This window comes from Bdellovibrionota bacterium (genome assembly GCA_035292885.1).
Taxonomy (GTDB): Bacteria; Bdellovibrionota_G; JALEGL01; order JALEGL01; family DATDPG01; genus DATDPG01.
Map to the genome: position 1 here is coordinate 1 of DATDPG010000107.1, position 13,029 is coordinate 13,029.

Consider the following 13,029-nt stretch of genomic DNA (forward strand, 5'->3'; position numbering starts at 1 on the left):
ACGCCGGTTGCTCGTCAAAGGCAAGGCGTTCGCATCACCAACGAAAATCGAAAGGGCAAGGGAGATGCAAGCCGCATGACGGAGCCGAAGGCGACGGCGGGCGGCTTGCTCAATCCATCAATCGGATTTCTTCATGGAAAACGCCCTGATCTTGAGCCAAACTGCACGCCAAACTTTAGTTTCCATTCAAGGGCCACAATGAAAGACGCAGCTGCCAACAAGGGTTACAGCCCAAACATTGGGATCGCAAACCCGAAGCTCCTGTTGGTTCTCATCACAATGAATACTGCGCTTGTTCCTGGAAAAGCGCGTTCAGCCGGGACGTCGGAGGACAAGATTGTATTTCTGGGTACCTTCTACTCAGAGAGATTTACGGAAGAGCACGAATACCGGAATCAAATCGACCTTTGGCGCCAGGGATCTACGGTATTCGGGCTGTCCGCGCAGACTGCGGGGCTCATCGGTGATCAGAAGCCGATAATCCAGCGCCTCGAAGGTTCGATGGACCCCAAGACAAGTGAAATCACGCTGACCCTGGGCAACGGATTCCCGTTCCTCAAAGGGAAACTTCAGGGTTCCACGTTCTCGGCCAAGTTTGAATCAGGTGGTGAGGAAAGGATGGCACGTTCGGAGGACAAGTTCGGAATATCCGGTCAGAACGCTCCAACGGCAGATTCGGCAACATGGAGAAAATGGGCGGAGACGGTCCTTTCTGAAAGAGAGCATCCATACACAAAGAACCAAAGGCAGCTCTGTGAGAAGGGAGATAGGCAGGCGTGCGTTGGCATTGGCAACCATGAGAAGTTGAACGGGAAAATCGCCGAAGCGGAGAAATACTGGTCGAGGGCATGCACTTTGGGAGCCTGGGTTGGGTGTAAGTTCAGCGGCGATTCTGTGAATTACTTGAGGATTCTCAAGGAACAGTGTCGCCAGGATGTCGTGCCGTCGTTTGAACGGAACTTCGCCTGTCAGGAATTGGGGGAAAGGGCCAACAAGGAAGGGAGCTTGGCCGATGCGAAGTCATGGTATCGCCTCGGGTGTAATCGATCGGAGCTTCCCCTCACCTGCTGTTCGCGCCTGGAGTCGTTCGGTTACGAAAGTACCGAGCAATTAGCGATGCAGAAAAGTTGTGATGGGAATGATCACGTCTCGTGCTTAATTCTGGGTGGCCTGGCCAAGAAGAGTGGACAACAAGCTGACGCTGAAAAGCTCTTCAGGAAAGCCTGCGAAGGAATCCCGTACGCGTGTCGGAAGGTGACCAAGCAGTAAGGGTAGCCAAGTGAGCGAGCGTCCGGAGAAATGCATATTGTCACGTAGGGTACTACTGGCTACACGCGGGGGACGCCATTTTCAGCCGCAGAGAACCCTACATGTAGGGGGCTTTTCTCCAAATAACGGGGAGAAAGGGAACGTCTGTGAAGAGAATGGGAATCTTGCCACCGCACCTTGTCGCTCGCATGTCGCGGTTTGAGGTTTACAAGTGTTTTCTGAACAGGGACTGGCGGGAAAAGGGCATGGCCCAAGTTCTTGTGGTCCGAGCAGTGCCGGAGGACAAATACATTGCGGGCCTTTTCCTGGTGGATGTCTTCTGCTTGGGCGTGAAGAACACGTTTGTGACGGCTCCCATGAATACGGACGAACTTGAAGATTTTAGGGGACGCTTTCCCGAGAAACTGCACGAGATCTCCTACGAGGATGCACGAAGCCTGATCCTGGGAGGCATTCAGTATGCTCAAGGCCTTGGATTCAAACCCCATCCCGATTGGAAGTCCGCTCAATGCATTGTCGAGGGTGGGCGGCCGTTCGAGGGGAAGTTCGAATACGGCAAGGACGGAAAGCCGTTCTATGTCCAGGGGCCGGACGATGACGTGGACAGGATCATGCGGCAGCTCGGGCCGTTGATCGAGCGAGGAGAGGCGGAATACGTGTGCGGTGTTTCACAGGAGGAATGGGAGGACGGCGACGAGGATCTGGTCTGGGTCGAAGATGACCGCTCTTGATCTCGGGGAGTGCAGGTAGCATGACGAAGACAGCGACGAAATCCCGCACGAGGCGACCCGGTGATGATCGTTTGTACGTGTTGTACGTGTTTCTTACGGACGGTCCGATGACGGCGGCCTTCCTCCGGAGAAATCGGGTCGTGTCGCGGATGATCGAGATCAAAGGCGATCAGACGTTGGAACAGCTGCATTACGCGATCTTCGACGCCTTTGGTCGGGAAGATGAACACATGTACGAGTTTCAGATCGGCGGGACAGGTCCGACGGACTCGAAGGCCAGGCGTTACGTCCTCCGCTCCTCTCTCAAGGAGGAGCCGGGAGCCTCATGGGATGTCTCGGCCTTCGTAGGTTCACTCGGATTGAAGGTCGGCGATGCTTTCGGCTACTGGTTCGATTTTGGGGATAACTGGCGGCATCAGATCAACGTTGTCGAGATTCAGGATGTTCCGGCGCGCGGCAAATTCCCGAAAATCAGCGACCGTGAGGGAGACAATCCGCCGCAGTACGTGAATTGGGACGAGGTCGCTGAGTTCGAAGCGCCGAGGAGAAGGGCATGAGACGAGACGGTAAGGCTGGTTCGCGCGGGGCCGGTAAACCAGTGATTGACGGCGTATTCGACCAATTCATCGCTGATCAGGCTGGAAGGATTGTGCCGAGGACGCTGGAGAAGTACAAGAACGTGCTCGATCTTCTGAGGCACCACCTCAATGGCTACGGTCACGACGCGCTGACTTCAACCGAACGCAAGGTGTTCGAAGACCATTTCAATGCCGAGGGGGAAGCCCATCGCGATTTCTGTCAGATCTTCGGTCCCGAGAAAATCCTCCCAAATCTGAGCATGTTTCTCAGCTACTTCATGGTCCGCAAAGTTATTGCAGGGCAGGATCTGTTGCGGGCTGCGGGAACGGTGACGAAGAAGCTGTCGCGCTGGCTGGGTGAGAAGGGGTACGTCTCTGTGGATGTTGCGTCGGAAGGTGCGGAAAAGGGCGCCGAGGCCGGTCGCGATCTTCCACGTGCCGAGCGCGCCGCAAGGATTCTGTATGAGGCGATGCAGAAGTCGGCCGTCGACCCGACCGAGTTGAGCGAGGAAGACTTCCTGGACTTCGATCACTTCACCATCTCCAAGCTCCGTACCGGTCAGCTGTGGCTGACGAATTTCGAAGGCGGCAAGGAACAAGCCCTCGGTCCCATCGCCGTACCTTCGAAGGCGACGGAACTGCTTCAAGAGGGCTGGGATGTGGGCTGTGCGCTCGGACGCGTCCGAGGCAAATGGCGCCTCGTCGAAGTGGGAAACATATATCCGGGGTGAGGCGCGTTTGACCACATCCGAAGAACAGCGCCTCTTCGAGAAGCTTAAGCGCATCGAAGCCCTCTTTGCCGGTACAACTTCCGTTGGGGAGCAGCAGGCCGCCGCCAGTGCTATGGATCGTATTCGTGAGCGCCTTCGGAACGTTCAGGAGACCGACCCGGCAATCGAGTTTCAGTTCGGTTTAAGGGACGTGTGGTCACGGCAACTGTTCATGGCTTTGCTTAGGCGGTATGGGATTCGTCCTTATCGTTATTCGAGGCAGCGGCAAACGACTGTCATGGCACGCGTGTCGCGATCCTTCGTCAATGAAACCCTGTGGCCGGAATTCAAGGAGATCGAAGCGACGTTGCGCGCGCACCTCCATGAGATCACTGAGCGGATTATTGGAACGGCTATCCATGGGGACTCGTCCGATGCAGAGGTCCGCCGGGAGCCCCTCGCCCTCGATGCGGGCGCTACATCCGCTGTCATGCAAAGCGAGCGTCCATGAGAAGAATTGGAGGAACCGATCTTGCGTCACTTCCTAATGTGACCCGGCACCCCGGGGTGAGTCGAAGCCGTGGGTAAACGTCCCGCTAAAAGGGACCTGGGTGTGACGTTTGAGGAGGCGTCACGAAACGGGACGCTTCTTCACTGCTACCAGATCCTCGGAAAGTATTACACGGTGGAGACAGCTCACACGGCGCCGGACGTCCAGACTGGTCAGTGTCCCGTCTGCGCTGACTTCAGCTGGACCGAACGAACAGAAAATCTCGGAGAGTGCGATCGTTGCGGATTCGCCGGGTAATCGGAAATCTGCCGCGTCAATGAAACAACCCAGGAGAAAACGTTTTTGAGAAGAGAGAAAGATCCAGGGGAGGTTCGTCCCAAACGTCGAGAACCATCGCTCCGAAGTGGTTCAGATAACCTGATTTTGGCTGAAGGTGTTCGAAATATTCCACGAAAAGCTCCTCATCTTGATTTGACACTTATACCAATAACGGTATATTCTTTATGGTGAAGCGTTGGGTTGTCGTCGCTGAAAAGCAGGTTGCTAAGCAGCTGAAGAAGTTGCCCAAGGAAATCGTCGAGATCTTGGACCAATTAAGACACGATCTCGAAGAGGAGGGTCCGACGCCGAAAGGGTGGATTACGAAGCACGTTCACGGGAAAAAAGGAGTCTATTCCACGAGATTGAAACGGGAATATCGGGTTCTATACGAGGTAAGCGAGCCCATTGTCATTTTGATCTCAGTCGCTCATCGAAGGGAGGTGTATTGAGAATGTCCAGGAATCAATTAGTCCAAATGATTATGAAACGACATCCGGAGTTGAAGGCGTTTTCATCGCGTCAGCTTCGGATTGTGAAAAGTGCGCTTGTAGAAGCCGCCTCAGTATCCTCGCGAGAGATATTGTCCAGTCAGGAGACGGATCGAGTCTTTCGTAGTGTGGTTCGTGATTCCGGAAAACCTTCGGCGGCGCTTCGAGCTTATCGTAAACGTAGCGAATTCACGCAAAAGGAGTTGTCGAAAAAATGTGGCATTCCACAGCCACATATTTCAGCGATGGAGGCAGGGGGAAGAGCCATTGGATTGAATGTAGCGAAGAAGTTGGCGTTAGCTCTTGGAATTGATTATAGAAAATTGATCTGATTCGGCGTCCCCGACGTATAGTCACATAGGGTACTCTCGGCTACGACTCGGGGACGCCAAATTCTAGTTGTCAGTCGGTCAGACGTGCGGCGCCGAAAATCGGAAACTCCAGTTGAGTTGAAGAGTGATAGTAGACACTTCGGACCTTGCGTCTTATAATTAGTTTTGACTAATAATTAGCTTTACGTTATATTCCGATCGTGAAGGTCAAGTTCTTCCTGACGAGTTCCGGCAGGAGTCCTGTGGAGGAATTCCTGAGGGAACAGTCGGAAGAGCTCAAGCGCGATTTTCTGGATGCGGTGAGCCTTCTTGCGGATGGCGCGGTCTTGACCATGCCGCTGAGCCGGAACTTGTCGAACATCTGTCGGGGGTTGCATGAACTCCGGCTCAAGGATCGCGCGGGACAGGTGAGGGTCTTTTATTTCATAAAGAAAGCGGAGGCGATCTACCTGTTGCACGCGTTTCGAAAGAAGCGACAGGATCTACCGAGAAGGGAAATCGAGGTCGCGATGAGAAGGAGTAAGGAGGTCTAACGTATGGCCTGGAAAGAAATGTCGATTGAGGAACTGGCCGATTCTCTGGGAGTGGATGTAGGGGAGGTCCGAGAGAAACAGCGTTTGATGGCGCTGATTGTGAGGATCCGGAAGGAGAGGGGACTCTCCCAGGCCAAGTTGGCTCAAAAGGTCGGTGTCACCCAGGGGCGTATCGCGCAGATCGAGTCCGGGGTCGGCACCTCCAGGGTCACCTTTGACGTGCTTCTGGGTATTCTTGGAGCGCTGGGCTACGACTATCGGATCGTGACGAAAAGGGCCGCCTGAGCGCGTATGGTCACGTAGGGTACTACTGGCTACACGCGGGGGACGCCAAACTTTAGTTTCCAGCTTCTCCCATCCATGAGAGAAAAAAACGTGAACAGTGGTTACGGCTCGATGACTCAAATCAGGGATTCAGCATGATGCTCTTAAGGGGGCTTGCGCTCTGGTCCGGAATAATGCTCGTGGAGACGCTGCACGGGATCGCGCGTGCGAGGTTTCTAGCACCTCGTGTCGGGGATCGCCGATCCCGGCAGATTGGCGTCTTTACGGGGTCTCTATTGATCTTCGTCATCACGCTCGCGCTGATTCCATGGGTCGGTGCTACCCGTTTCTCTGAACTTCTGCTGCTCGGCCTGATCTGGACCGTATTGACGGTTGCGTTCGAAATCGTTCTGGGGAGACTCATGTTTCACATGTCCTGGAAACGGATTTGGGCCGATTTCGATCTTCGGGAGGGGGGCTTGATGTCGCTAGGCCTACTCGTCATGTTGTTGTCTCCGTGGATTGCCGCCAAGATCCGACATCTCGTTTGACCGTGGCACGAGCGCCTATAGTCACGTAGGGTACTCCTGGCTACGACTCGGGGACGCCAAATGTAGCTGTGGAGAACCCCATTTAGAATGAAAGGCTTCAGGAATATTGACTAGAGAGATGCCACGTTTGCTTGTGAAATTGCTGCTTTTGCCATTATTTATGCTGTCAACGTCAGTCATACTCAGCAGTAATGCGAATTCGGAGGACAGCATGGTAGGAAAACAGAATATCGAGGCCCGTTACGGAGAAAAAGTGAAGTTCACGAAAGGTGATCCGATGCAATTCCCTGATTTCAAAATGACATTTAACGGAACGAGGAATGTGCCTGTGCCGCAATATACACACGGCTTTTTTGTATATTATGATTTTCAGATTGTGCAGAACAAAGAGTCCCAAATAGTTTCGTGGTCATCAGGTACTGGTGATATTGCGCCGGTATCATTTTCAGTGGGTGAGAAGCGATTTCAGTTGGAGCTCGGGATCTCTGATACAAAAGGTCAATTACAGTCAAATGAACTTGTGATCGAACTTGGCGCGAATAAAGTCACTAAGTGAATACGAAAGGTCCACGAATCGAAACTTTAGTGAACATGGTGAACTCGAACTCCTCGGGCGTACCTAGATAAACCTTTGGATTTCTGATTTGACACTTATACCAGTAATGGTATATTCTTTATGGTGAAGCGTTGGGTTGTCGTCGCTGAAAAGCAGGTTGCTAAGCAGCTGAAGAAGTTGCCTAAGGAAATCGTCGAGATCTTGGACCAATTAAGACACGATCTCGAAGAGGAGGGGCCGACGCCAAAAGGGTGGATTACAAAGCACGTTCACGGGAGAAAAGGAGTCTATTCTACGAGATTGAAACGGGAATATCGGGTTCTATACGAGGTAAGCGAGCCTCGTGTCATTTTGATCTCAGTCGCTCATCGAAGGGAGGTGTATTGAGAATGTTCAGCAATCAATTAGTTCAAATGATTATGAAACGACATCCGGAGTTAAAGGCGTTTTCATCGCGTCAGCTTCGGATTGTGAAAACTGCGCTTGCAGAAGCCGCTTCAGTATCTTCGCGAAAGATATTATCCAGTCAGGAGACGGATCGCCTTTTTCGCAGCTCTATCCACGATTCGGGAAAGCCCTCGGCGGCACTTCGAGCTTATCGTAAACGTAGCGAATTCACACAAAAGGAGTTGTCGAAGAAGTGTGGTATTCCACAGCCCCATATTTCAGCGATGGAAGCAGGGGGAAGAGCCATTGGATTGAATGTAGCTAAGAAGTTGGCGTTAGCTCTTGGAGTTGATTATAGAAAATTGATCTGATTCGGCGTCCCCTCTGTATGGCCACATAGGGTGCTCCTGGCTACGACTCGGGGACGCCAATTTTTGGACGCGCGATTTTCGGCCAGGATCGACCAGGGTAACCCGTAGGAAAAATTCAGCGTTTTGCCCGACAAGCGGGCCGTCGAACAGATTTTTTGGAAGAAATTTCGAAGTGCCGCAAGATCGGACGCCGTTGCCAGCAAGTCCGCCCGGTGCGCGGCCTCGGTGAACATTCGAAGATTGTCGAACGGGCCCGTCGGAGTATTGACGACGGCCGACAATTTTCCGTCCAATTCCGCTCTTTGATTCAAGAGAGATTCCTTTTTGGAAAGGTAGGTCGGCCGGTCGATTATGCCGTCGAGGTGGGCGTCAACGAGCCGATCTAATTTCTTGGAGATTCCTTCGATTTGTTCGGTGAGTTCGGCCTTCTTGGCGACGACGGGCCCTTTCGACTCTTCCTGCTCCTTGGCCAATTGGGCGAGGAAGTACGTAAGCGGTCGTTTTGAGGCGTTATAGAATTTCGCAGTAGGCGCGTCGTAAACTGGCGTGGATTCGTCGATGAGGCGGATCCGCGTTTTTTTTGGAGCGTACGACAAGGAGGATGCCAATGGAAGATACGAGTGTGGAACGGTATCGGCGGGTACGGCGACGTCGTGAGGAGTGGCGGTCGGTCGTGAATCGATACGAGGGGAGCGGTTTGTCGCGGGAGGAATTCTGCCGACGGGAGCAAATCTCGCTGAGCAGCTTGAGTCGGTGGAGTCGACTGGTGCGAGAGGCGGAGATCTCGTCAAAGGGATTCATGGAGCTGCGACCGCAGGGAGAGCGCCGGAGCTCTCGGGTGGAGCTGGAGTTTTCCTCCGGCGTGATTCTTCGGATTTGGGACTGAGGGATGTTCGGTTCCCGGATTTCACGAATCCTGGCCTATCAGGAAGCCGTCGATATGCGAAAGAGCTTCGACGGATTGATTGGGGTCGTCCAGACGGCTCTGTCCGAAGATCCGTTACCGGGGACGCTGTACGTGTTTCGGAATCGTCGAGGGAATTACGTGAAGGGAATTTTCTGGGACCGCACGGGATATTGCTTGTTCGCGAAGCGATTGGAGCGGGGGCGTTTTTCCATTCCGAGCGAAGAGCGCGTCTTTGAGCTTTCCGAGAAGATTTTTTTCTTGCTGTTGGACGGAATAATTCTTGGGTCTCGACGAGAAGTGCGATAGAGTTTTGTTGTTGATGATGATGGAAGAGCACGCTGCAAAGTTAAGCCAGAAGCAGATTGTAGCGTTGCTCTCTCTCAACGAAAAATTTCTCGATCTCCAACAACGATACGACCAAACTTGGCTCAACGGGGTATTTACCCAACGGATTCTCTTGCCGACGAATCCGTTCACGGTGGCGGCCCACTACGCGCTCAAACGAGAGACCGCCCTACGGGTGTTCTTGGAAAATCCGGAGGTGCCGATCGATACGAATCACATTGAGCGGCAGATTCGGCCTGTGGCGATCGGCCGCAAAAATTGGCTCTTCTGCTGGACCGAAATCGGAGCTCACTACGCAGGCATCGCAAACAGTCTGATTGCGACCTGTCGGCTTCACGACGTAGACCCGTACGAGTATCTCGTCGATGTTTTACAGCGCGTTGACACCCATCCGGCCTTCGAGGTGCATCGGCTGACGCCCAGACTCTGGAAACAAGAATTTTCCGCGACCCCTTTGAAATCGGATCTCGACCCGCGAAAAATTCAATAACGCCTCAAAACGACCGCTTACGGATGATCTCATCCTGAGTCAGCCCGTATTCTTTCCGAGCCGTCTTGTCGCTCAGTGTTGCTCCCTTGCCTCTCCACTCGGAATCCAAGTCGTTCATCTCGTCTCTCGCTCTCTTGCGCCGTTCCGGCCATTTCGCTGCCAGAAGCGATCGAGGTTTGCTTTGGAGTGCGGCCGGCTCTCCGGAAGGTCAGGAAGACCCTCAAGATAGATGACCTCCGCCGTGTGATTCACGTATCCCTCGAATACGAAGTCGTTCCAATACCTGCGCGTGGGGCCGAACTTCATATGGCGCTCGTACGCATCGAGAAGGACCTGCTTCGGGGCATCGGGTATCGTACGCCGGAAGTAAGCCTGCCATTCCCGCAGCGGTGGTCCGAGGACGATGTAGGGCGTCGTGAAAACAACGTGCTCCGGCGTGCCTGGAATCGGCGGTGGGAGCACACGGGCGTACCAGATCTCGCCCTTGTTCCCGAGGTAACCTGCCGGAACAATGGCGCGGCATTGGACACCGGTGATCAGATCCCTGAGGATCGCGAGACGGGGCTCGGTTCCCTCGTGGATGTATATACCCATCCGCGACTCCTGCATGAGGCGGATGAGACGCTGGAGCTCGGAGTTCATGCCAAAGGCCGCGCCGAGATCCGAGACGATCGTACCGATGGTCTCGTTCGCCGGCTCAGCGCACAGGTCGAAGAATGCCCAGCATGTGAAGTACGACGCGGTAAGCGGGCTCATCGGCGGCCCGCTCGGCAAATAGAGGTCCTCAGCCTTGGCTACGATGTCCGCGAGCGCCGCCATCTCGTCGAGGGAGGTGATCAGCTCCGACATCACCGACATCTGGTTTTGAGCGTAGAGGTACGCCGCATGCGCGGGATGGTAGGCGGCAAGCTTCTGACGGGTCACCACCGTCTTCTGCAGCTCCTCAGCGGTCACACGGCCCTCGATGACGCTCCGGATATCCACGACCTTTTCGCGAATCTCCCGCTTCATCTTGGCAACGAGTCTTGCGGCGATCGTACGGCCTGGCTTCGCCCGGGCGGTCGCCGCGTTCGACTTCGTGGAACCGAACGGCGCGATTACCAGATTATCGTCCTCGACCCAGTATACACGGACGTTGCCGTTCGGGCGCCCTTCGGTTGCGACGATGCGCCTGCGATCGCGGGGATAGTATGTCTTTTTGTACTCGATGAGCCCGGAGATAAGGCCATCCGTGTCGGTAGACGTAAGCTCCGGCCATGGCTGCCCGACCTTGGAGATGATGGTTCCGAGGATCTCTCCATGCCGTTTCCGGAGACCTTGATCGCCGAGGGCAGCGTTCCAGGCGGCGCTGGCTAGGAGGATCACCGTTTCGACGGCCTGGGGTGAAACCGCTGCATCCGGATCCTTCAAGAGACGGAAACCCATCTCCTTGATGATCTCGGAAAGCTTTCGATTCCCCTCCGCCGTTTTCGATCCGAGCCGGCGAGAAAGAAACTTCAGAACGCCGCCCTTTTTCGATCTGTTCGCCACGTGTCGGGTTCTCTATGGGCTCGCCTGTCGCCGCCTTGATTTCTTTGCCTTCTCCCTTCTCAACTCGCGGGCATCCCGCCACGCAGCGTGGGTTACCTCGTCGAGAATCTCGGTCTGGAGAAAGGGCTCGATACCGTCGGCCGACGTCTGCTGTGATGACTCGGCATCGGCCATGCCGCTTTCGGTTTCGCGCCAAATAGACAGGCGCGGCGCATCGGACCAGGAGCGGCAAGCTTCTCCGACGGCGTTCTCGATGATCTTGAACTCGCGATCAGGAAGGCTGTCGTGTTCGGCGACGATACAAACGATGCGGTCCCAGTTGTCGAGTTTATTGCTTCCCACACGCGGCCTACCCCGGATCAGCTCAATGACGTGCCGGACCGCTTCTGCGAGTCCCATCAATGGCTCCCCGTCCCTCGTATCGGTCATCCGTCCACCCGTTGCCGGTGCCGAGAATGCCGGGCAAGACGTTTTGAGGCAAGGACTTTATTTCGGATCCCGCGCTTTCCTGACCGGTGAACTCACATGGGTCCGTGGAAGCGCTGTTCCCGTATCCGGAGGGCAGGCTGGGCGCACATCCGGAAATTGAATTGGCTTACAGGTCCTGGTAGAGGGAAGCGTCCGCCACGGACACGGGCTCAGGAGGTTACGTGCGAAAGACGAGGCCGTCTTCAGCGCGTCAGAGATCTGACGGCGCGCTCTTCGAAACGATTCATGAATTGTTGCTCAAACGGTACGGGACGATGACCCTCTCGGAGATGGAGCGATTTCTAACAGAGGACGGTCTGGGTGCCGCCTTCCAGGCTGTTTCGCACCTCATCGCGGAGATGAACCCCCTTGGACGGGGCCAAGCGCGATGGGGTGCGTCCTGATGGAGAACAAGCCCGAAGTGTGTCGTCTGGCGCCTATCGGGAAGTTCACAGGAATGGTTACGGGAAAAGTGTCGTACGGGTACCTTCCGCCGGTGCGCGATTGCCCAGCCTGTGAAACGGATGTCAAAGTGAAGCTCTCGGATTATCTCTCCTCGGCAGAAACCCCAGAGGGACGCCTACAGCACGGGCGGTTCCACAGTACTCTCCGGAAGTACGGTGCCGGGCCGCCGGAAGAACGGGCCGCCGTGCGGTGTGCGGTTGTTCTCAAGGAACTCTACGACATTGACGGCCTGCTGTTCCGCTATGGCCTTGGCACGAAGGACCGGCCGCCGACCGAGACCCTGGTAGAAACCGCGGCTGCGACCACCCCCTACGAACGACTTCTGAAACGTCTGGAGAAGAGTCGGCGAGGCCGCAAGCGGCCAGGGAAAGAAACAACGGACGGAGGCAAAGAGGCAGCGGATGAGATTCGTGGCGGCCTGGCGCCGCGTTCGGCCAAGCAGCTCGATTTGGCCTGGGGATCTATCAAAGGAGCGGAACATGGGAAGTGACAGAGCAACTCGTACCCCTGGTAGCGGCAGGCGGGCGATCGCGGACGTGTTTGAGGAATTCGTCGGCGAACAGGAACCACGGATCTCGCGGAAAAAGGTGGAGAGGTACAAAGAGGTTCTCGGTCTGTCGCGTACCTATCTCGACGATTACGGTTACGAGGGTCTGCACAAGGACGAGCGGAAGGTCTTCGAACGGGGCTACAATGCCAAAGGCGATGCGCATCGCGACTTCTTGTCAGATCTTCGGTCCTCAGCAGATCCTCCCGAATTTGGGTATGTTTCTCGACTACTTCATGGTCCGCAAGGTGATCGTCGGGCAGGATCTTCTTCGGGCTTCCGGGACGGTAAGCAAGAAGCTTTCCCGCTGGTTGGGGGAACGAGGATATGTAGACGCGGACGCGGCCTCGGAAGGCGCGGAAAGAGGTGCCGACGCCGCTCGGGATCTGCCGCGTGCAGAGCGCGCCGCGAGAATTCTGTGGGAAGCCGCGGCGAATTCGGTCGTCGACCCGACCGACCTGAGCGAGGATGACTTGATCGACTTCGATCACTTCACGATCTGCAAGCTCCGTCCCGGCCAGCTCTGGCTGACGCATTTCGAGAGCGGCAAGGAGCAGCCGCTCGCCCCGATCGCCGTACCGGAGGCTGCGACGAAGCTGCTTCAGGAGGGATGGGATCTGGGATGTGCGCTGGGACGTGTGCGGGGAAAGTGGTGGCTTGTCGAGGTCGGAAGCG

The 13,029-nt window shown here is 55.3% G+C and carries 22 protein-coding genes; 19 read left to right on the plus strand and 3 right to left on the minus strand.

Annotated features, from left to right (window positions below):
- From VI895_08475 to VI895_08540, 14 genes are all read left to right on the plus strand, one after another.
- On the plus strand, nucleotides 1–1,269 hold a 1,269-nt coding region (locus tag VI895_08475; protein HLG19830.1), incomplete at its 5' end, for a hypothetical protein.
- 245 nt (nucleotides 1,270–1,514) lie between these two features.
- Nucleotides 1,515–2,000 carry a hypothetical protein gene (locus VI895_08480; protein HLG19831.1) on the plus strand — a complete coding sequence of 162 codons (486 nt, stop codon included), beginning with the start codon at nucleotides 1,515–1,517 and terminating at the stop codon, nucleotides 1,998–2,000.
- Between the two features lie 20 nt (nucleotides 2,001–2,020).
- Nucleotides 2,021–2,557, plus strand: coding sequence for a hypothetical protein (locus tag VI895_08485; protein HLG19832.1), 537 nt, complete (start codon nucleotides 2,021–2,023; stop codon nucleotides 2,555–2,557).
- Entirely contained in the window at nucleotides 2,554–3,309 is a 756-nt protein-coding gene (locus VI895_08490) for a hypothetical protein (GenBank protein ID HLG19833.1), read from the plus strand. Before VI895_08485 ends, VI895_08490 begins: the two co-directional genes overlap by 4 nt.
- Nucleotides 3,310–3,316: 7 nt before the next feature.
- On the plus strand, nucleotides 3,317–3,799 hold the full coding sequence (locus tag VI895_08495; protein HLG19834.1) for a hypothetical protein: 483 nt from the start codon (nucleotides 3,317–3,319) through the stop codon (nucleotides 3,797–3,799).
- Between the two features lie 69 nt (nucleotides 3,800–3,868).
- Entirely contained in the window at nucleotides 3,869–4,096 is a 228-nt protein-coding gene (locus tag VI895_08500) for a hypothetical protein (GenBank protein HLG19835.1), read from the plus strand.
- A 209-nt stretch (nucleotides 4,097–4,305) separates the two neighbouring features.
- Entirely contained in the window at nucleotides 4,306–4,569 is a 264-nt protein-coding gene (locus VI895_08505; protein HLG19836.1) for a type II toxin-antitoxin system RelE/ParE family toxin, read from the plus strand.
- Between the two features lie 26 nt (nucleotides 4,570–4,595).
- Nucleotides 4,596–4,940 carry a helix-turn-helix transcriptional regulator gene (locus tag VI895_08510; protein HLG19837.1) on the plus strand — a complete coding sequence of 115 codons (345 nt, stop codon included), beginning with the start codon at nucleotides 4,596–4,598 and terminating at the stop codon, nucleotides 4,938–4,940.
- A gap of 200 nt (nucleotides 4,941–5,140) precedes the next feature.
- On the plus strand, nucleotides 5,141–5,473 hold the full coding sequence (locus VI895_08515; protein HLG19838.1) for a type II toxin-antitoxin system RelE/ParE family toxin: 333 nt from the start codon (nucleotides 5,141–5,143) through the stop codon (nucleotides 5,471–5,473).
- A gap of 3 nt (nucleotides 5,474–5,476) precedes the next feature.
- On the plus strand, nucleotides 5,477–5,758 hold the full coding sequence (locus tag VI895_08520) for a helix-turn-helix domain-containing protein (protein HLG19839.1): 282 nt from the start codon (nucleotides 5,477–5,479) through the stop codon (nucleotides 5,756–5,758).
- 134 nt (nucleotides 5,759–5,892) lie between these two features.
- Entirely contained in the window at nucleotides 5,893–6,288 is a 396-nt protein-coding gene (locus VI895_08525; protein ID HLG19840.1) for a hypothetical protein, read from the plus strand.
- Between the two features lie 211 nt (nucleotides 6,289–6,499).
- On the plus strand, nucleotides 6,500–6,844 hold the full coding sequence (locus tag VI895_08530; protein ID HLG19841.1) for a hypothetical protein: 345 nt from the start codon (nucleotides 6,500–6,502) through the stop codon (nucleotides 6,842–6,844).
- 123 nt (nucleotides 6,845–6,967) lie between these two features.
- The gene (locus VI895_08535; GenBank protein HLG19842.1) at nucleotides 6,968–7,231 is read left to right on the plus strand and encodes a type II toxin-antitoxin system RelE/ParE family toxin; all 264 of its coding nucleotides are present in this window, start codon (nucleotides 6,968–6,970) and stop codon (nucleotides 7,229–7,231) included.
- A 2-nt stretch (nucleotides 7,232–7,233) separates the two neighbouring features.
- A complete protein-coding gene (locus VI895_08540; GenBank protein HLG19843.1) occupies nucleotides 7,234–7,602 on the plus strand; it encodes a helix-turn-helix transcriptional regulator in 369 nt (122 codons plus the stop codon).
- On the opposite strand, the gene VI895_08545 is transcribed toward VI895_08540, so the two are convergent.
- Nucleotides 7,584–8,198 (minus strand): hypothetical protein, encoded by a 615-nt coding sequence (locus tag VI895_08545; GenBank protein ID HLG19844.1) that lies wholly within the window; start codon nucleotides 8,196–8,198, stop codon nucleotides 7,584–7,586. The genes VI895_08540 and VI895_08545 overlap by 19 nt on opposite strands.
- A gap of 11 nt (nucleotides 8,199–8,209) precedes the next feature.
- On the opposite strand from VI895_08545, the gene VI895_08550 reads away from it, so the two are divergent.
- The 3 genes from VI895_08550 to VI895_08560 are packed head-to-tail and all read left to right on the plus strand — an operon-like array spanning nucleotide 8,210 to nucleotide 9,344.
- Nucleotides 8,210–8,488, plus strand: a complete 279-nt coding sequence (locus tag VI895_08550) for a hypothetical protein (protein ID HLG19845.1) — start codon at nucleotides 8,210–8,212, stop codon at nucleotides 8,486–8,488.
- Between the two features lie 3 nt (nucleotides 8,489–8,491).
- Nucleotides 8,492–8,815, plus strand: a complete 324-nt coding sequence (tnpB, locus tag VI895_08555) for an IS66 family insertion sequence element accessory protein TnpB (protein HLG19846.1) — start codon at nucleotides 8,492–8,494, stop codon at nucleotides 8,813–8,815.
- 19 nt (nucleotides 8,816–8,834) lie between these two features.
- The gene (locus VI895_08560) at nucleotides 8,835–9,344 is read left to right on the plus strand and encodes a transposase (protein HLG19847.1); all 510 of its coding nucleotides are present in this window, start codon (nucleotides 8,835–8,837) and stop codon (nucleotides 9,342–9,344) included.
- 114 nt (nucleotides 9,345–9,458) lie between these two features.
- Here VI895_08560 and VI895_08565 read toward each other — a convergent pair whose 3' ends face one another.
- Together VI895_08565 and VI895_08570 are read right to left on the minus strand one after the other, a co-directional pair.
- Complete coding sequence (locus VI895_08565; protein ID HLG19848.1) at nucleotides 9,459–10,874, minus strand: hypothetical protein; 1,416 nt, start codon at nucleotides 10,872–10,874, stop codon at nucleotides 9,459–9,461.
- A 12-nt stretch (nucleotides 10,875–10,886) separates the two neighbouring features.
- Nucleotides 10,887–11,273, minus strand: a complete 387-nt coding sequence (locus tag VI895_08570) for a hypothetical protein (GenBank protein ID HLG19849.1) — start codon at nucleotides 11,271–11,273, stop codon at nucleotides 10,887–10,889.
- Nucleotides 11,274–11,799: 526 nt separating this feature from the next.
- Here VI895_08570 and VI895_08575 point away from each other — a divergent pair.
- Both VI895_08575 and VI895_08580 read left to right on the plus strand, forming a co-directional pair.
- Nucleotides 11,800–12,297, plus strand: coding sequence for a hypothetical protein (locus tag VI895_08575; GenBank protein ID HLG19850.1), 498 nt, complete (start codon nucleotides 11,800–11,802; stop codon nucleotides 12,295–12,297).
- A gap of 203 nt (nucleotides 12,298–12,500) precedes the next feature.
- The coding region (locus tag VI895_08580) for a hypothetical protein (GenBank protein HLG19851.1) at nucleotides 12,501–13,029 on the plus strand (529 nt) is incomplete at its 3' end.